Origin of the sequence: Actinomycetospora lutea (assembly GCF_028737205.1) — a bacterium.
GTDB classification, from domain to species: Bacteria; Actinomycetota; Actinomycetes; order Mycobacteriales; family Pseudonocardiaceae; genus Actinomycetospora; species Actinomycetospora lutea.
In genome coordinates this window covers 20,982-38,674 of the sequence record NZ_JAQZAL010000029.1, presented here as the reverse complement: position 1 = coordinate 38,674, position 17,693 = coordinate 20,982, and the positions used below count along the sequence as shown (strand labels likewise).

Sequence of the window (17,693 nt, the reverse complement as noted above, 5' to 3'; positions counted from 1 at the left end):
CCCGTCCCCCGGTGCTCCGACCGTGGAACTCTGGCACGCGCGAGCCCCTCCGGACACGTCCGAGCGGCCGGGCCTGACCGGTCCAGTGCTGGGACGTCAGTCTCTTGACACGAGCCGCCGGCGGGCCCAGTCGCGGTACCAGGACGGCAGGCCCGGGGCGTCGAGCAGCCGGGCCGCGCGGTCGCGGTGGTGGTGGTAGATGGCGAAGACCTCGGCGACCGTCAGCGCGTGACCGGGTCTCCGCGTGACCGTGAGCGGGTCGCCCGCGGTGATCGTCCCGGGGGTGACGACGCGGAGGTAGACGCCGGGCCGGTTCGCGGCGACGAACCGGCGCGGCATGGTGGGGTCGCCGGCGCGCAGCCCGAGCTTGAAGCACGGGATGCGGGGCTGGACGACCTCGAGCTCGGCGGTGCCGACGCGCCAGCGCTCGCCGATCAGTGCCTCGCGCAGGTCGTGACCGACCGTGGTGAGGTTCTGGCCGAACACCTGGTCGTCGAGCGCGCCGAGCTGGTCGCGCCACCACGCGAGGTCCTCCTCGCCGTAGGCGTAGACCGCCTTCTCCGGGCCGCCGTGGTGCACGCGGTCGGCCTGCTCGTCGCCGACGAGGTTCTCCGGGCCGACCTCGACCGGCCCGTCGACGGGATCCTTCCCGATCGCGGTGCTCGTGGTCTCGCCCGGTCGCGGGCCGGCGACGTCGCGGGAGCGGCCGATGGCGACGGTGCGGATCCTCACGGCGGCGCCTTCCCGGTCAGGTCGGGGCGCAGCGGGGCGACGGTGCGATGGCGCCACGCGCCCCACCAGAGCCCGGCGCCGTAGGCGAGATCGTCGAGGCGGTGGGCCACGACGTGCCCGAGGAGGTCCGTGGCTCCGGGCTCGCGGAACCGCACCCAGTCGGCGAGACCCTCGAGCACGGCGGCGGCCGCGAGCGCTCGGCGGACGCGTCGCGAGACGAGCGCACCGACTACGGCCGCGGGCCACCAGTGCCGCGTCAACGCCCCGGCGGCCTGCCACGCCGCGCCGCCGAGACCCCACGGCGCGAGCACGATGGCCAGGCGTGCGGCTGGCACCCACGTACGAGCGATGCGGCTTTGCTGGCGTCTGACGCCAGGATCACCACATCCTCGCTGCGGCGACACGCCGGTGTTGCCGCGTCGCGCGTCGTGCAGGCCCTTCGCGAGGCGGACCGTCGCGAGCACCGTCACCGCGCCCGCCGCCGCCGTGCTCCAGCGCCGCTGGACGCCCAGGAGCGTGATCGCGGCGGCGGTCCACGGGGCGAGCGCGACCGGCGGTACGCGGCGTGGGTGGCGGAGGGCGAGCGGAGCGGCGCCGGTGCCGTAGAACGTCTTGCGCGCGAGCCAGGGGCCGACGGTGTCGCGGTGCTCGTGCGCGACCCGCGAGGTGGGCTCGTAGCGCAGGCGCCAGCCCTTGCCGGCGACCCGCCAGACGAGGTCGACGTCCTCGGCGACGGGCATGTCCTCGGCGAACCCGGCGCCGAGCGCCTCGCGGCGCACGACCAGCGCGGCACTGGGCACGTAGGCCACCCGCGAGCGGGCGGTCACCGGGGCGGGACGCGCGCCGAGGTCGAGGCTGGAGCGTCGCTCCTCGTAGCGCGCGACGATCCCGCGCGCGATCGAGCGGGCGGCTTCCCTGACGGAGGGTGTCGGCGTGCCCGCCAGGCTGACGACCCCGGGCTTCGAGCGGTCACTCGGCGTGTCGTGAGTCGAGGATGTGGCGAGCCTGGCGTCAGACGCCAGCAAAGCCGCATCGCTCGCACCGGACCACGCCACGATCCGGGGGGCGGCGAGGGCGACGGCGGGGTCGGCGAGGTGGCCCAGGAGCGGGGCGAGCCAGCCGGGCTCGGGGACGACGTCGGAGTCGAGGAACGCGACGAGCGCGCCCGTCGACGCCGCGGCGCCCGTGTTGCGTGCGGCCGCCGGACCCCGCGAGACGTCGTGCCGCACCACGCGCGCTCCGGCGGACGCGGCGACCCGGGCCGTCGCGGCGGGGTCGGCGGAGCCGTCGTCGACGACCACGACCTCGCCCACCCCGGAGTCGACGACCGCCGCGAGCAGCCGCGCCAGCTCGGCGGGGCGGTCGCGCACGGGTACGACGACCGACACGGCCGCGGCGTCGGGCGCGTCGGCGTGCGCGGGCTCCGGGTGCGCGACGCCGGCGTCGGTGAGCAGGCGCGCCAGCGCCGCGGACGTCGGGTCGGTGACGACCAGCCGGGCGCCGGCGGGGATCCCCGACGGGCCCGCGAGCCGGTCGTACGCCGCCTGCGCGAGGTGCAGCACCCGCGGCGGCGACCCGCCGACCAGCGTCCGCCCGCCGTCGACGCGCAGGACGCGGCGGTCGAGGACGACCGACCAGCCCTGCGGCAGTCGCGCGGGGCGCGCGGGCGGGGCGGTGTCGGTGGCGGGGGAGGTGGCGATGGCCGGCGAGTCTAGGCAGCGCGGGCGCGCCGGTCAGCGACCGAGCACACGTCGCACGTCGTCGTCGGTGAGCTGGCCGAAGTGGTCGTAGGCGTCGCCGACGGCCCGGAAGTCGGCGGGCACGAGCAGGGCGACCACCGCGTCGGCGCGCTCGCCCAGGCGCTCCAGCGCCGGCGGTGACGCCACGGGCACGCCGAGCAGGAGCCGCGCCGGGCCGGTCGCGGCGATCGCGTCGAGGGCCGCGAGCACCGTCATCCCCGTGGCGACCCCGTCGTCGACGAGCACGACGTCGCGGCCCGCCGTCCGCGTGCGCCGGCCCGCGCCGTAGGCCTCCTCGCGGCGCGCCGCCTCCCGGCGCTCGGCGGCGACGACGTCGGCGAGCGCCTCGGGCGTGAGGCCGGCGTGGCGCAGCGCGCGGTCGAACCACACCGGCTCGCCGTCGACCGCCACGGCCCCGAGCCCGGCCTCGGGACGGCCCGGCGCGGTGATCTTGCGGGCGACGCCGACGTCGACCTCGGCGTCGCCCAGCACCGCCGCGGCGGCGACGGCGACCGGCACCCCGCCGCGCGCGAGCCCGATGAGCAGCGGGCGCTCGAGTCCCAGCGCGGCGAGCCGCTCGCCGAGCGCGCGGCCGGCGGCGGCCCGGTCGGCGAAGGGGCGGGGCACCGGCGGGAGCCTAGATCGCCCCGACGATCGACTTGGTGAGCTGGCTCAGGGCGACCGGCCGGTCGGGGGCCTCCTCGAGGCTCGCGGTGACGGCGACGAAGGCGAGCTCGCGGGCGCGTCTGCTGAGCTTGCCGACGACGCGGACGCGGCGGCCCGCGGGGGCCGGGCGCAGGTACTGCGTGGAGATCTGGTGGGTGACCGCGTGCTGCGCCGACGTCAGCGTCGGCAGCACCGCGAGGTAGCCGGCGAGCTCGATCGCGGCGCCGAGCGCGGCGGCGTGGGCGGTGGCGGCGGGGGTGACGGCGAGTCCGGCGACGGGGAGGACGACGCCGTCGAGCGGGGCGTGCGGGTCGACGAACTCGACGCCCAGCGCGTCGGGCAGCGCCACCGCGAGGGCGGCCTCGGCGCGGGCCAGGAGATCGTCGCCGGCGAGCAGTCGGGTCATGCCGCCCGAGTGTCCGCCGCAGCCGTGAACGGCGCGAGGACGGGCGTGGTCCGGGCGCGGACGTCCGGGCGCGGACGTCCGGGCGCCGGCTCAGGTGAGGCGGCCGGTGGCCTCGTCGACGGCCCAGCGCTCGACGGCCGTGACGAGCCCGGCGACCATCACCGACACCGTCTCCGCGCCCTCGGCCCCGCTCGCCCCGGTGGGGTCGCCGAGCACCCCGGACGGGCTGACGTCGCGCACCGAGCCGGCGGCGATGGCCGGCATGAGCTCGCGCAGCCGCGCGGTGTTGCCGGGCGCGGCGAGGTCCTCGCGGACGGCGTGCGGGGCGAGCGCGAGCATCACCGACGTCTCGTGGCGCCCGGCGTGGGCGTCGGCGCCGGGCACGCCGCACGGGAACCAGGCGACGTCGCGGCCCTCGGCACGCAGCATCGGCACGGCGACGCGCAGGGCGCCGACGTTGCCGCCGTGCCCGTTGACGAGCACGAGCCGGCGGGCGAAGCGGCACGCCGAGCGGCCGAGCTCGACGATCACGGCAGCGAGCGTCTCGGTGCCGATCGAGACCGTGCCCGGGAAGCCCTCGTGCTCCCCGGAGGCGCCGTAGGGCAGGGCGGGCGCCGTCGGGAGGCCGCTGCGGGCGGCGACGGTGGCGGCGACGGTGGTGTCGGTGCCCAGCGGCAGGTGCGGCCCGTGCTGCTCGGTGGCCCCGACCGGGACGAGCAGCACCGCCACGTCCTCGCACTCCGCCCACCGCGCGCCCCCGAGATCCACGCGCCCGACCCTACGCACGCGGGCCGGACGGAGTACGTGAGCGAAGTTCGGGGCCATCGCCCCGACGTCCGCTCACGGGAGCGAGCCGCCCGCCGCGGTGCCCTCGCGGACGGCGGCGGCGATGTCGCGGGGTGCGAGGCAGTCGCCGACGCGGACGACGGGCACGTCGGTGACCAGCTCCGGGACCACCGGCGTCGGCGGGCCCGCGTGCACCACCCAGTCAGTGGGCCACGGCGTCACCGTGCCCGTGAGGTGCTCGAGCACGTCCACCACGAGCCCCGGGCGCGCCGCCACCACGACCCGGTCGGTGAACGACGCGATCCCCACCTCGGCCGCGCGCCGGCGCCAGCGCTCGCGGTCGAGGGTCGGGGCGAGGGCGTCCGCGGCCACGAGCGCCGGGGTCAGCGTCGCGACGTCGGCGCCCCGGCGCGCCAGGAGCTCCGCGGTCGAGGTGGCCGCGTGCCCGCGCCCGGCGTCGACGACCAGCACGCGCCCGCGCGGCGCCACCCGCCCCGCGAGGACGTCGGTGACGTCGACGACCCGCTCGAGCCCGCCCGCCCAGGACGGGAGTGCGGGGCGGGCGCCGGTGGCGAGGACCACCGTGTCCACCCCGGACACGCTCGACACGGGCGACCGCAGCCGCACGGCGACCCCCCGATCGCGCGCCTCGTGCGCCAGGTCCGCGACGAGGTTCGCCAGCTCCCGGCGCTCGGGGGCCCGGGACGCGAGCGCGAGCTGCCCGCCGAGGACGTCGGAGCGCTCGGCCAGCGTCACCGCGTGCCCGGAGCGCGCCGCCGCCACCGCCGCCGCGAGCCCCGCGGGCCCGCCGCCGACCACGAGCACGCGCGCGGACCCGGACGCCGGAGGCGACACGACCGACTCGCGGCCGGCGACCGGGTTCACCGCGCACCCCAGTCGCTGGTTGAGCCCCACGCGCGCGATGCACTCCTGGTTGCACCCGATGCACCGGCGCACGCGCTCGCCGCGCAGCGCCTTGCCCGCGAAGGCCGGGTCGGCGATCTGCCCGCGCACGACGCCGACGAGGTCGCACGACCCCGACGTGACGGCCTCCAGCGCCTGCCCCGGCGTCGTGAACCGCCCGACGCCGATCACCGGCACCGACACCGCCGCGCGCACCGCCGTCGGCACGTGCGCGGCGTAGCCGGCCGGGACGCCCATCGGCGGCTCGATCAGCGGCAGGGTCCGGGTGGCGACGCCGACGGCGGTGTTGACGTAGTCCACGAGCGGCTCGACGGCCTCCGCGACCCGCACCGCATCGGCCGCCGAGAGCCCACCGGGCAGGCCTTCGTCGCCCTGGACCCGGACGCCGAGCACCCGGTCGGGCCCGATCGCCGCGCGCACCGCCCGCAGCACGGCGGTCAGGAACGGCAGCGCCCGCTCCGAGCGCGCCGAGAACAGCTGCCGGATCAGCGACGCCTGCGAGCACTGCACCTCGACACCGTCGAGCCCGCCCGCCGCGACGTGCGACGCGACCAGCCCGAACCCGTCCACCAGCCACGACAGGTCGCTGACGGGCCGCGGCACCTCCCGGAACATCGGGTCGGGCTCGTCGTCGGCGCCGTCCACCGGCGCGCGGGAGTAGATCGACGACGACTGCCCGCCGTTGTGCCCGAGCTGCGCGAGCACCAGCGCGCCGTGCGCGTGCACCGCGTCGGCGATCGCCCGGTACCCCGGCACGACGGCGGGGTCGGTGCCGTCGACGAGCTTCTCGTAGGGCCGGTCGGCGGGGTCGACGGACTGCTCCTCCGTGATCACCAGCCCGGCACCGCCCGCGGCCCGCGCGCCGTAGTACGCCGCGTGCTGCGGGGTCGGGCGGCGCGCCACCGCCGTGTTCGTGAGGTGCGCGGGGAAGACGATCCGGTTCCGCGCGACGAGGGGCCCGAGCCGGACGGGCTCGCCGAGGACGTTCACGCCAGCAGCCCCCGGGCCGCCGCCCGGCCCTCGCGGATCGCCTCGGCCACGGTCCGCGGCGCGACGGCGTCGCCGACGACGACCAGCCCCGGCCGCGAGGCGACCGGCACGCCGCGCCGCGGGCCCGCATCGACGAGAACGGCGCCGGGCAGCGTCGACGCCGCGCCCGTCGCGACGTCGACGACGCTCACCACGCCGCCCTCGAACGCCGTCACCGACGCCTCGGTCACCCGCCGCACGCCCGCCCGGGCGAGCCGCGCCTGGGCGTCGACGAGGTCGCCGGTGCGCGCCAGCCCCGGCCCGATCAGCAGGCCCGGCGCCACCACGGCGACCTCGCGGCCCTCCGCCGCGAGCCGTTCCGCGAGCGCCACCGCCGCCCCGTCGCCGACCGGGTCCTCGACGACCACGGGCCCGGGCGGCAGGCCGTCACGGAGCGCCGCGGCGATGGGCGTCCCGCGGCCCGGCCGGTCGACGCCCCCGCAGGCCAGCACGACCCGATCGAGATCGTGGGGGTCGTCCTGACGTTCGACGTCAGCGTGGCCGCCAGGCCGAGACACGCCGTGCTCCGGGTCCACGGCGACCCCGAGGGAGATCGGTACGCGCAGCGCCGCCAGCTCGTCGGCGTACCAGTCGACGAGCCGCGCGAACAGCTCGCGGCCGGGCAGCCCGGCCACGTCGCGCAGCAGCCCGCCCACCGCGTCGGCACGCTCCACCACCCGCACCGCGCACCCGGCCCGCGCCAGCGTCCGCGCCGCCTCCAGGCCCGCCGGCCCCGCCCCGACGACGAGCACCTCGCCCACGGAGCGCCCCACCACCCGCTCCGGCACCTCCGGCGCCGCCACCGTGCACGAGATCCGCGGGTTGCGGACGTCGCGCACCCGGCACTGCTGGTTGGTCAGCACGCACGGCCGCGGCGCGGACCCGGCGCGGGCCCGGGCGACGAGGTCGGCGTCGGCGAGCTGGGCGCGGGTCATCTCCACGACGTCGGCGTCCCCGGCCGCCAGCGCCGACTCGGCGACCTCGACGTCCACCACGCTCCCCGCCAGCACCGTCGCCACGCCGTCGACCCGGACGGCGCGACAGGCGGCCCGCAGGAAGCCCGGCGCCGTGTGCGCGTCCGGCCGCGTCGCGCCCACGGTCAGCGCCGACCCGCGCACCGGCACGACGAGATCGACCAGATCCGCGACCCGCTGCAGGAACGACCGCGCGACCTCGGGCGTGATCCCGGCCCACGGCGCCAGCTCGTCGACCGTCAGGCGCAGGCCGAGGACACGGTCGCCGACCGCCGCCCGCACCGCGGAGAGCACCTCGACCAGCACCATCGCCCGGTCGGCGCCGTACGCGTCGTCGCGCAGGTTGGTCAGGCCGGACAGGAACTGGCGCAGCAGCGCGTGCTGGCCCGCCTGGATCTCGACGCCGTCGCACCCCGCCTGCACGGCCAGGGCGGCGGACGACGCGAACACCGCCACCACCGCGGCGATCCCGGAGGACGACAGGACCGCGGGCACCTCCCCGCTCGCCGGGTCCGGCACCGCCGACGGCGCCCACAGCGGGCCCCGGGTGTACGCCGAGGACCCCTGTCCGCCCGCGTGCCCCAGCCCGGCGAGCACGAGCGTCCCGAACGGCGCGCAGGCGTCCGCGACCGCCGCCCAGCCGTCCCCGCAGAGAGGAGCCAGCGGCGCGTCCTCGTACGGATGGTCCTCGGCCACGACCGACGCGACCTCGGTGACGACGACGCCCGCGCCCCCGGCGGCGCGGGCCCGGTAGTGCGCGACGTGGTCGGGCCCGAGGGCCCGCGGCCGGTGCGGATCGGCCAGGTGCGTGACGTGGGGACCGAACAGCACGCGGCTCGGCGCGGTCCGCCGGCCGAGCACGATCTCCTCGCCCAGCACCCGCGGCACGCTAGCCGGACCCCGGACGACGGGGGAGACGACGTCTAGATTGTCCGGTATGTCAGGAGAGTTGACGGCGGGTGACGCCGACCGCGACGCCGTCGCCGAGATCCTCCGGACCGCGCTCGGCGAGGGCCGGCTCGAGCTCACCGAGGTCGACGAGCGGCTCGCGCGGGTCTACGCGGCGCGGACGTACGCCGAGCTCGAGCCCTTGGTCGCCGACCTCCCCGCGACACTCCCGTGGCAGCGGGCGGCGGTGCGGACCGACGACGAGAAGCCCCTCGTCATCACCGCGGGCTGGTCGAGCGAGAAGCGCACCGGGGCCTGGCGGGTGCCGTCGCGGATCGTCGCCGAGGCCGCGATGTCGGACGTCAAGCTCGACTTCCGCGAGGTGTCGACCGCGTTGCCGCGCATCGACCTCGAGATCAAGGGCGGGATGGGCAGCGTCGTGCTGGTCCTGCCCGAGGGCTGGTCGGTCGACACCGACCAGCTGCGCTCGGCCTGGGGCACGGTGAAGAACCGCCACCGGGCCGAGGCGAGGCCCGGCCGCCCGACGATCCTGGTCACCGGCTCGATCGGCATGGGCACGTTCAAGACCCGCGGGGCCCACTTCTACGAGTAGTCGCCCGCAACGGACACGGAGCGCCCACCACCATCACGCTCTGTGATGCCGTTACCCGTTTGTGACGTGGTCGACGGTCTTCCCGGTCGCGTTTCGCAGTCGGAGGCCGCGAGGTACGACCCCTGGCGGCCCGCGGCCGTGCACCACCACGCCACCCCGAGCGCGGGCCGGGAGGGGGACACCACCCGTGATCGCCACCGCGACCGGGGCGAGGCACGAGCTCCCGGGCACCGTCGGACCGCAGCGCGTCCCGGAGGCCCGGCTCGAGCACGTCTTCGAGCGCACCGCCGACGTCACGCCCGGGGCCACCGCGATCGAGCACGAGGGCCGGCCGACGACCTACGCCGACCTCGACGCCCGGGCCAACCAGCTCGCACACGTCCTGCGCGACCGCGGTGTGCGCCCCGGGGGCCGCGTCGCCCTGTTCCTCGAGCGCTCGCCGGAGACCTACGTCGCGCTGCTCGGTGCCCTCAAGGCCGGCGCGGCCTTCGTCCCGATCGACCCCGAGTCGCCCGCCGACCGCGTCGCGTACGTCCTCTCCGACGCCAACGTCGACCTCGTGCTCACCTCCGAGGCGCTGAGCCGCACGCCCCTCGAGCGTCCCTGGCTCGCCGTGGACGCCGAGGCCGCGACGATCGACCGCGCACCGTCGCGGCGCCCGGACGGTCGCGGCCCGCCGGGACGGGACGACCCCGCCGCGTACGTCATCTACACCTCCGGCTCGAGCGGGCGCCCCAAGGGCGTCGAGGTCGCGCAGTCGAGCATCACGAACTTCGTCGCCGTCGTGCCCACCGTCTACGACGTCCGCCCCGACGACCGGGTGCACCAGGGCATGACCATCTCCTTCGACTTCTCGATCGAGGAGATCTGGCCGACGTGGGCGGTCGGCGCCACGCTGGTGGTGGGCCCGAACGACGAGCGCCGTCTCGGCGCCGACCTCGCCGACCACCTCGAGCGCGCCCGCGTCAGCGTCCTCTACGCGGTGCCCACGCTGCTCGCCACGATCCCCCGCGACCTGCCCGGGCTGCGCAGCGTCCTCGTCGGCGGCGAGGCCTGCCCCGCCGAGATCGTCGAGCGCTGGGCGCGCCCCGGCCGGCGGATGCTCAACACCTACGGCCCCACCGAGGCCACGGTCACCGCCACCTGGTGCGAGCTGGTGCCGGGCCGGGCGGTGACGATCGGGCGCCCGCTGCCGACCTACGGCGTCGAGCTGCTCGACCCCGACGACACCGGCCACCGCCCCGTCCCGCCGGGCGAGGTCGGCGAGATCGCGCTCGCCGGACCGGGCGTCGCCCGCGGGTACGTCGGCATGCCCGAGAAGACCGCCGAGAAGTTCGTCGCCCACCCGGACGGCGGCGCCACCGTCTACCGCACCGGCGACCTGGGCCGGTGGACCGCCGACGGCGAGGTCGAGTACCTCGGCCGCGCGGACGCCGAGGTCAAGGTCCGCGGGCACCGGGTCGACCTCGGCGAGATCGAGAGCGTGCTGCTCGCCGACCCCGCGGTCAGCAGCGCGGTGGTGGCCCTGCACGAGGGCGACCTCGCGGCCTACGTCGTCACCACCGTCGTCGCCACCGACCTCACCACCGGCGTCGCCACCGACGACGAGCAGGCCCTCGCCGCGCGGCTCGGCGACCTGGCCCGCGGCCGCCTCCCGGCCTACATGGTCCCGACCACGCTCGACCTCCTGCCCACGCTGCCGACCCAGGCCAGCGGCAAGGTCGACCGCTCCGCGCTCCCCCCGCCCGCGGGCCGGCGCCTCGTCGCCGCCACCGGTCCGGTGGTGGCGCCGCGGGACGAGCTCGAGGAGGACGTCGCCGCGATCTGGGCCGAGGCCACCGGCGTCCCGGCCGCCGAGCTCTCGGTCGAGGCCGACTTCTTCGACGACCTCGGCGGGCACTCCCTGCTCGCCGCCACCACCGTGACGCTGATGCGCGAGCGCGGGGTCGGCGGGAGGGCGGGCGGGAGTGTCGCCGTCCGCGACCTCTACGCCCACCCGAGCGTGCGCGCGCTCGCCGCCCACCTCGCGACAGCGGGTGCCGGCGAGGCGACCGCGGCGGCCGCCCGCCCCGGACCGATCCGTCACCCCGGGCGCCGGGTCGCCGCCGCCGGCGCGGTCCAGGCGGTCCTGATCTACCTGCTGCTGCTCGCGGTCACCCTGCCGCTGAGCTGGGTGTACACGGCCAACGACGGCACCGTGTCGACGGGCGTGCTCGCCCAGGTGCTCGTGGCCGGCGCGGCGGCCTGGCTCGGCGTGCGCTGGGTGCTGCCCGTGCTGCTCGCCCGCCCCCTGGCCACCGGCATCCGCCCGGGGCGCTACCGACTCTGGGGGCCGACCTACCTGCGGCTCTGGGCGCTCGACCTCGTCCTGCGGCAGGCGCCGCTGCCGGTGCTGGCCGGGTCGCCGTTCCTCGCGCCGTACCTGCGGCTGCTCGGGGCCCGCGTGGGGCGCCGCGTGCACGTCGCGGCCACCGACATCACGCTGCCCCGCCTGCTGCACCTCGACGACGACGTGGCTGTCGGCTACGGCGCGGTGCTGCACGCGTGGGCGGTCGAGGACGGCTGGGTGGTCGTCGGCCCGGTCGAGCTCGAGCGCCGCGCGGTCGCCGGCGCGAACAGCGTGCTGTCCCCCGGCAGCCGCATCGGCGAGCGCGGGATGCTCGCCGAGCAGTCCGCCCTCGGGCGCAACGAGGTCGTCCCTGCCGACGCGACCTGGGCCGGTTCGCCGCCGCAGGAGGTCACGTCCCAGGACGCCGCGCTCGCCGCGATGCGCGCGGGCGGCCCGCTGCCGGGCTGGCGGGCCCGCCACCTGCCCGGCGCCGTCGCCGGGCTCGTCGGCCTCGAGCTCGCCGCGGTGCTCATGGTCGTGCCGTCGGTGCTGGTCGTCTGGGGCGCGCTGCTCGGCGCGGGCGTGCTGGCCGGGCTCGCGGCGACGCTGGTCGCCGGGCCGGTGTTCGTCCTGACCGTGTGCGCCGTGGTCGCCCTCGGGCGCCGCCTCGTCCTGCCGCGCACCCCTGTCGGCATCCACCTGGTGCGCTCGCCGCTGGGCCTGCGCAAGTGGGTCGCCGACGCGCTGCTGGCCTACAGCCTCGCGTTCACCAACACGCTCTACGCGACGCTCTACACCGTCCCGTGGCTGCGGCTGCTCGGCGCGCGGGTCGGGCGCGGCGCGGAGGTCTCGACGGCCGCGCACCTCGACCCCGACCTGCTGACCCTCGGCGACGACAGCTTCGTCGCCGACATGGCCAGCGTCGGCGCCGCCACCTACGCCGACGGCCGGATGCTGCTGCGCCCCACGCGGGTCGGCGAGCGCGCCTTCGTCGGCAACGCCGCGCTCGTCCCGTCCGGGGTCGGCACCGGCGACGGGTCGCTGGTCGGGGTGCACACCGTGCCGCCGCCCGCCGGCGTCCCCGACGACTCGTCGTGGCTGGGCTCGCCCGCGATGCACCTGCCCCAGCGGCAGGACTCCGGCGACTACGCCGAGGAGGACACGGTCCGGCCCGGGCGGCGGCGGGTCCGCCAGCGCCTCGCCGTCGAGTTCGTCCGGGCCACCCTGCCGGCCTCGCTGCTCGGGATCGGCCTCTACCTCTACCTGCTCGCGCTGTCGCTGGTCGCCCGCGGCCGCGACCTGCTGCCGGTCGCCCTCGGCGCGCCGCTCATCGCGCTGGCGGCGAGCGTCGCGGTCGTCGCCTACGTGGTCGCGGTGAAGCGCCACGTCGCCGGCACCTACCGGCCGCGCGTCGCGCCGCTGTGGGACCCGTTCGTGCGGCGCACCGAGCTCGTCACCGGGCTCTACGAGGCGGCCGCGGTGCCCACGCTGCTCGGGCTGCTGACCGGCACCCCGTTCCTGCCGGTCGCCCTGCGCCGCTTCGGCGCGCGCATCGGGCGGCGCACCTGGATCGCGACGACCTACCTCACCGAGTTCGACCTCGTCGAGATCGGCGACGACGCCGCCGTCGGCCCCGCGGTGTCGCTGCAGACCCACCTCTTCGAGGACCGCGTCATGAAGATGTCGACGGTGCGCGTCGAGCCCGGCGCCACGGTCGGCGCCCGGTCGGTCGTGCTCTACGACGCCACGGTCGGCGCGGACGTCGACCTCGACGGGCTCTCGCTGCTGATGAAGGGCGAGGAGCTCGGCGCGGGCGGGCGCTGGCGCGGCATCCCGGCGCGCGGCGTCGCGGAACCGGGGACGGCCGCGTGAGCGCGCTGGTGTACCGCGGGCCCGCGAGCCTGGCGGGCTGCCCCGAGGCGGTCGCGTCCGTGCTGGCCGCGTCCGGGCTCGATGTGCGCTACGTCGGCCCGGACGAGGACCTGGCCCTCACCGGGCACACGCTCGCCGGCGCGACGCTCTACGCCCAGCCCGGCGGCGGCACCCTGCGCCAGGGCTGGCGCCGGATGCGCCGGCACCGCCACGCCGTGCGCCGCTTCGTCGCCGACGGCGGGCACTACGTCGGCTTCTGCCTCGGCGCCTACCTGGCCGGCGCGACGCCCGGGTTCGGGCTGCTGCCCGGCGACACCGACCAGGCCCTGGACACCGAGGACGACCGCGTCGTCGAGGTCGACTGGGGCGGCACGCGCCGCGCGGTGTTCGCGCAGGACCCGGCGGCGCTGCTGGTCGACGGGCGCGCCGAGGTGCTCGCCCGCTACCCCGACGGGCAGGCCGCGGCAGCGGTCGCGCCGTACGCCGCCGGGCGCGTCGGCGTCGTCGGACCCCACCCCGAGGCGACCCGCGACTGGTTCACCGACGCCGGCCTGCCGGTGGCCCCGGACGCCCGCGACCTCGCCCGCGACCTCGTCGCGAAGACCCTCGCGTGAGGGCGTTGCTGCTCGTCCCCGCCGCGGTGCTCGCCGTGTCCGGCTGCGCCACCGCCCCCGCGCAGGCCGCGCCCTGGCCCGAGCGGCCGTCGGTCGACCTGTCCTACGACGTCGCCCCCGACCTGCGCAGCGCCACCGGCCGCGAGGCGGTGACCTTCACGCCCGACCGGCGGATCTGCGAGCTCGTGTTCCGGACCTGGCCGAACGCGCCGTCGCCGGCGTCGGAGGGCAACGCGCTGGCGGTCACCGACGCCGCGGTCGAGGGCCGCCCGGTGGCCCCGGTCGTGCAGCCGGCCGGCGGGGCCGGGACGCTGGTCGAGCTGCCGCTGCCCGCGTGCGTCGAGGCCGGCACGCCCGTGCGCGCCGAACTGGGCTTCGCGCTGCGCCTCGGGGTGGACGCCGACGAGCGTCTCGGGACCTCGGCGGGCACCGCGTGGTTCGGCTCGGCGTTCCCGATGCTCGCCTGGGTCCGCGGTCGGGGCTGGGTCCGCGACGACGCGGTGCGCATCCCCGGCGAGACCGCCGTCAGCGAGGAGTTCCGCCTCGACGCGCTGCGCGTCACCGCCCCCGCGGGGGCGGCGGTCTCCGGGGTGGGCCGCGCCGAGGGCACCGTGCCGGGGCCGCGTCCCGGCACCACCACGCACACCTTCCGCGCGGCCGGTGTCCGGGACGTGTCGGTCGCGGTGGGCGCCTACCGGGTGCTCGAGCGCGACGTCTCCGGCACCCGGCTGCACCTGTTCACGCCGGTCGCGGGCACCCGGGTCGCCCCGCAGCGCTGGGCCGACGAGATCGACGCGTCGCTCGGGCGGCTCGAGGACCTGCTCGGCCCGGTGCCGCAGCCCGACCTGTGGGTGGCGATCGCGCCGTCGCAGTCGTCGGGCATCGAGTACCCGGGCGCGCTGCAGTTCGGCGACACCGCCCCCGGCGAGCTGCGCGAGCTCGTCGCCCACGAACTCGCCCACCAGTGGTTCTACGGGCTCGTCGGCAACGACCAGGGCCGCGACCCGTGGCTCGACGAGGCGTTCACGACCTACGCGCAGGCCCGGGTCACCGGGACCGAGGGCAAGTACGCGGACGTCCGCGTGCGCGGCGATCTGGGCCTGCCCATGGCCGCGTGGGCCGAGCGCGGCTTCGGGCCCTACAACACGGGCGTCTACGAGCAGGGCGCCGCGGTGCTGCTCGCCGCCCGCGAGCCGGCCGGGGGCGAGGGCTTCGACGAGGCCCTGCGCGCCTACCTCGCCGCGAACGCCCATCGCGTCGCGACCCCCGACGACGTCGCCCGCGCCGTCGCCCACCTGCCCGCCGTGACCGACGCGCTCACCCGCGCCGGCGCGCTGCCCCCGATCCGAGGAGACCGATGACCGCCACCGCCGCGCACCGACGGGACACCGCTCCCGCGCCCCCGGAGCAGGGCCGCGTCCCCGGCGTCGACACCGCCCGCGGGATCGCGCTGCTCGGGATGATGGCCGTGCACGCCCTCTACGTCACCGACGCCCGGGGCGAGGAGACGTGGGTGGGGCTCCTGGTCACCGGCAACGCCGCGGCGCTGTTCGCCGTGCTCGCCGGCGTGGGGATCGCGTTCCTCACCGGTCGGGCGCGGGTGGGCGGCGCCGTGGGCGCCCGGCGCGCGGCCGCGTCGCTCTCCGCGCGGGCGGTGGTGATCGGCCTGCTGGGGCTGGCCGTCGGGGGTGTCACCGATCCCGAGGTCGCCACGGTCATCCTCGCCTACTACGCGGTGCTGTTCGTGCTCGCGATCCCGCTGGTGCTGCTGCCGACGCGCGTGCTCGTCGCCGCCGCGGTGCTGGGGGCGGCCGCGATCCCGTTCGCCTCCCACCTCGTCCGCGGGCACCTGCCCCCGCCGGACCTCGACAACCCCTCGCTGTCCTGGCTCGTCACCGACCCCGCCGAGCTGGTGCGCGAGCTCCTCCTCACCGGCTCCTACCCGGCGCTGTCGTGGCTGCCGTACCTGGCCGTGGGTCTCGCGCTCGGCCGGGCGCCGCTGCGCTCGCCGCGGCTGGCGGCCGGGCTCGCCGGCGGCGGGGTCGCCCTGGCGGCGGCCGCGTCCGGGGTGTCCGCCCTGCTGCTCGGGCCCGGCGGCGGGCTGGCGCGGATCACCGCGGCGTCCTCGGGCCTCGACCCGGCCGACCTGCGCGAGATCCTCACCGTCGGTCCCGACGGCACCACGCCCACGACCACGTGGTGGTGGCTCGCCGTCGACACCCCGCACTCGTCGACCCCGCTCGACCTCGCCCGCACGACCGGGATCGCGCTCGCCGTGCTCGGGGTGCTGCTGCTGCTCGACCGGGTCCGGCACCCGGCGGTCCCCGTCGTCCGGGCGCCCCTGGCCGCGGCCGGGGCGATGACGCTGACCTTCTACACGCTCCACGTGCTGTTCCTGAGCTCGCCGGCCGACGTCTACGACCCCGTGCCCGGCTACGTCGTGCAGGTCGTCGCGGTGCTGCTGCTCGGGCTCGCGTGGCGGGCGAGCGCGGGGCGCGGGCCGCTGGAGACGCTCGCCTCGGCGGCGGGCGTCCGCGCGGCGCGGTGGGCGACGCCGCGCCGATCGGCGGGTGCTCCCCCGGCGGGGTCGGGTCTGCCCCACTCCCCGGGTGGCCCGGGGGCCTCAGTCTCGTGATCGTCCCGCCCGCCCCGACCGCCGGAGACGACGATGACCTACCACCTCGGTGTCGACCTCGGCGCCACGATCACGACCGCCGCCGTCCACCGCGCCGGACGGGCGAGCGTGGTCCTGCTCGGCGAGTACAGCGCGGCGATGCCGTCGGTGCTCCTGTGGCCGGACGAGGGCGCGCCGCTCGTCGGTGACGACGCCGTCCGCGCCGCCGCCGACGCCCCGGGGCGCGTGGCCCGCGACATCCGCGCGCGCCTCACCGACCCCGCCCCGTTCCTGCTCGACGGCGCGCCCTTCGCCGCGAGCGCCCTGCTCGGGGTGCTGCTGCGCCGGGTCGTCGACCGGACCGCCGAGCGCGAGGGCGGCGCGCCCGACGCGATCGTGCTGACCCACCCCGCGACCTGGGGCGACACCGAGCGCGAGGCGCTCGCGGGCGTGGCCGCCTCCCTCGGGCTCGGCGCGGTCGAGCTCGTGCCGGCGCCCGTGGCCGCCGCCTGCGCGCACGCCGCGGAGCGGGCCGTGCCCGAGGGCGGGGCCGTCGCGGTCGTCGAGCTCGGCGTCGGCAGCGTCGAGGCCACGGTGCTGCGCCACCGGGCGGGGACGTCCACCGTCCTCGGGCGGCCCGAGAGCAAGCCGCACGAGCCGGACGCGGAGCCGGACGACCGCGTGATCGCCGACGTCCTGCGCCGCACGCTGGCGAGCGCCGGCGTCGCGCCCGCGGACCTCGACGTCGTGCTGCTGGTGGGCCGGTCGACCCGGATGGGGTCGGCGGCCGCCGTCCTCGGGGTCGAGATCGGCCGGCCGGTGACGGCGGGTGCGGAGCCCGAGCACGCGGTCGCCGCGGGGGCGGCGCACCTCGCGGCCCGGCGCAGCGAGGCGATGACCTCCCTCGCGCCCGTCGCGGCGGTGGGTCCGACACCGCGTCCGCGGCCGGTGGTCGCCGACGAGCCGGAGACGGGTCCGGTGCGGGTCGCCCCGGCGCCCGTGCCCGTGCCGCCTCCGTCGCCCCGGCCCCGGCGGCGGGGTCTGGTGACCGTCCTGGCCGCGGCGACGATCGTGCTCGGCGGCGTCGGCGGCGGCGCGTACGCCCTCGTCGGCGCGGCGGCACCCGCCGAGGCGGCCCCGCCGGCCGTCGTCCCGGCCGAGACCGTCCCGGCGCCTGCGACGACGACCACGCCGGCGCCGACGGCCACGGCCGTCGCGAGCACGACCGAGCGCGACACCCCGCGGACGCGCGAGGCGCCCCGCCGCCCGCGGAGCACGACGACGACCTCGTCGGCCTCGTCGAATTCGTCGGGCGGCTCGTCGGGCGGCTCGTCGGGTTCGTCGGGCTCCTCGCACCACGGCAGCGGCTCGCACGGCACGACCGACCCCCACGGCACCGACACGCGCCCCGACGACACCGACCACGGTGGCGACACCGCGCCGGCCCCCGCCGACCCGGCTCCCGCCCAGACCTGGTGACCGTGCCCGTCGGCTGCCCGGGGGCTGG

General features: G+C 78.0%; 13 protein-coding genes. 6 read left to right on the top strand and 7 right to left on the bottom strand.

Annotated elements, in window-relative coordinates; all coding sequences use genetic code 11:
- Positions 1-96: 96 nt before the first annotated feature.
- From PHK61_RS25515 to PHK61_RS25485, 7 genes are all read right to left on the bottom strand, one after another.
- Positions 97-732, bottom strand: a complete 636-nt coding sequence (locus tag PHK61_RS25515; RefSeq protein ID WP_274283836.1) for an MOSC domain-containing protein — start codon at positions 730-732, stop codon at positions 97-99.
- Complete coding sequence (locus PHK61_RS25510) at positions 729-2,294, bottom strand: glycosyltransferase (protein WP_274283835.1); 1,566 nt, start codon at positions 2,292-2,294, stop codon at positions 729-731. Before PHK61_RS25510 ends, PHK61_RS25515 begins: the two co-directional genes overlap by 4 nt.
- 171 nt (positions 2,295-2,465) lie before the next feature.
- The gene (locus tag PHK61_RS25505; RefSeq protein WP_274283834.1) at positions 2,466-3,098 is read right to left on the bottom strand and encodes a phosphoribosyltransferase; all 633 of its coding nucleotides are present in this window, start codon (positions 3,096-3,098) and stop codon (positions 2,466-2,468) included.
- Positions 3,099-3,108: 10 nt separating this feature from the next.
- Positions 3,109-3,543: a PaaI family thioesterase gene (locus PHK61_RS25500; protein WP_274283833.1), complete on the bottom strand. Its 435-nt coding sequence runs from the start codon at positions 3,541-3,543 to the stop codon at positions 3,109-3,111.
- A gap of 90 nt (positions 3,544-3,633) precedes the next feature.
- Positions 3,634-4,311, bottom strand: coding sequence for a mycofactocin biosynthesis peptidyl-dipeptidase MftE (mftE, locus tag PHK61_RS25495; RefSeq protein ID WP_274283832.1), 678 nt, complete (start codon positions 4,309-4,311; stop codon positions 3,634-3,636).
- 72 nt (positions 4,312-4,383) lie between these two features.
- Complete coding sequence (locus PHK61_RS25490; RefSeq protein WP_274283831.1) at positions 4,384-6,243, bottom strand: oxidoreductase; 1,860 nt, start codon at positions 6,241-6,243, stop codon at positions 4,384-4,386.
- Positions 6,240-8,144 carry an oxidoreductase gene (locus PHK61_RS25485; RefSeq protein WP_274283830.1) on the bottom strand — a complete coding sequence of 635 codons (1,905 nt, stop codon included), beginning with the start codon at positions 8,142-8,144 and terminating at the stop codon, positions 6,240-6,242. Before PHK61_RS25485 ends, PHK61_RS25490 begins: the two co-directional genes overlap by 4 nt.
- A 49-nt stretch (positions 8,145-8,193) precedes the next feature.
- Between PHK61_RS25485 and PHK61_RS25480 the strand changes: the two genes are divergently transcribed.
- From PHK61_RS25480 to PHK61_RS25455, 6 genes are all read left to right on the top strand, one after another.
- On the top strand, positions 8,194-8,757 hold the full coding sequence (locus tag PHK61_RS25480; RefSeq protein ID WP_274283829.1) for a DUF1707 SHOCT-like domain-containing protein: 564 nt from the start codon (positions 8,194-8,196) through the stop codon (positions 8,755-8,757).
- Between the two features lie 187 nt (positions 8,758-8,944).
- On the top strand, positions 8,945-12,958 hold the full coding sequence (locus PHK61_RS25475) for a Pls/PosA family non-ribosomal peptide synthetase (protein ID WP_274283828.1): 4,014 nt from the start codon (positions 8,945-8,947) through the stop codon (positions 12,956-12,958).
- Complete coding sequence (locus tag PHK61_RS25470; RefSeq protein ID WP_274283827.1) at positions 12,955-13,572, top strand: BPL-N domain-containing protein; 618 nt, start codon at positions 12,955-12,957, stop codon at positions 13,570-13,572. The genes PHK61_RS25475 and PHK61_RS25470 overlap by 4 nt, the downstream gene beginning before the upstream one ends.
- Complete coding sequence (locus tag PHK61_RS25465) at positions 13,569-14,933, top strand: M1 family aminopeptidase (RefSeq protein ID WP_274283826.1); 1,365 nt, start codon at positions 13,569-13,571, stop codon at positions 14,931-14,933. Before PHK61_RS25470 ends, PHK61_RS25465 begins: the two co-directional genes overlap by 4 nt.
- On the top strand, positions 14,930-16,207 hold the full coding sequence (locus PHK61_RS25460) for a heparan-alpha-glucosaminide N-acetyltransferase domain-containing protein (RefSeq protein ID WP_274283825.1): 1,278 nt from the start codon (positions 14,930-14,932) through the stop codon (positions 16,205-16,207). The genes PHK61_RS25465 and PHK61_RS25460 overlap by 4 nt, the downstream gene beginning before the upstream one ends.
- 33 nt (positions 16,208-16,240) lie before the next feature.
- Positions 16,241-17,665, top strand: a complete 1,425-nt coding sequence (locus tag PHK61_RS25455) for an Hsp70 family protein (RefSeq protein ID WP_274283824.1) — start codon at positions 16,241-16,243, stop codon at positions 17,663-17,665.
- The last annotated feature ends 28 nt before the right edge of the window (positions 17,666-17,693 follow it).

Excerpts from the sequence above, each read along its gene's own strand:
- PHK61_RS25500 (WP_274283833.1), bottom strand. The coding sequence starts at position 3,543 with ATGACCCGACTGCTCGCCGGCGACGATCTCCTGGCCCGCGCCGAGGCC.
- PHK61_RS25480 (WP_274283829.1), top strand. The coding sequence starts at position 8,194 with ATGTCAGGAGAGTTGACGGCGGGTGACGCCGACCGCGACGCCGTCGCC.
- PHK61_RS25460 (WP_274283825.1), top strand. The coding sequence starts at position 14,930 with ATGACCGCCACCGCCGCGCACCGACGGGACACCGCTCCCGCGCCCCCG.
- PHK61_RS25455 (WP_274283824.1), top strand. The coding sequence starts at position 16,241 with ATGACCTACCACCTCGGTGTCGACCTCGGCGCCACGATCACGACCGCC.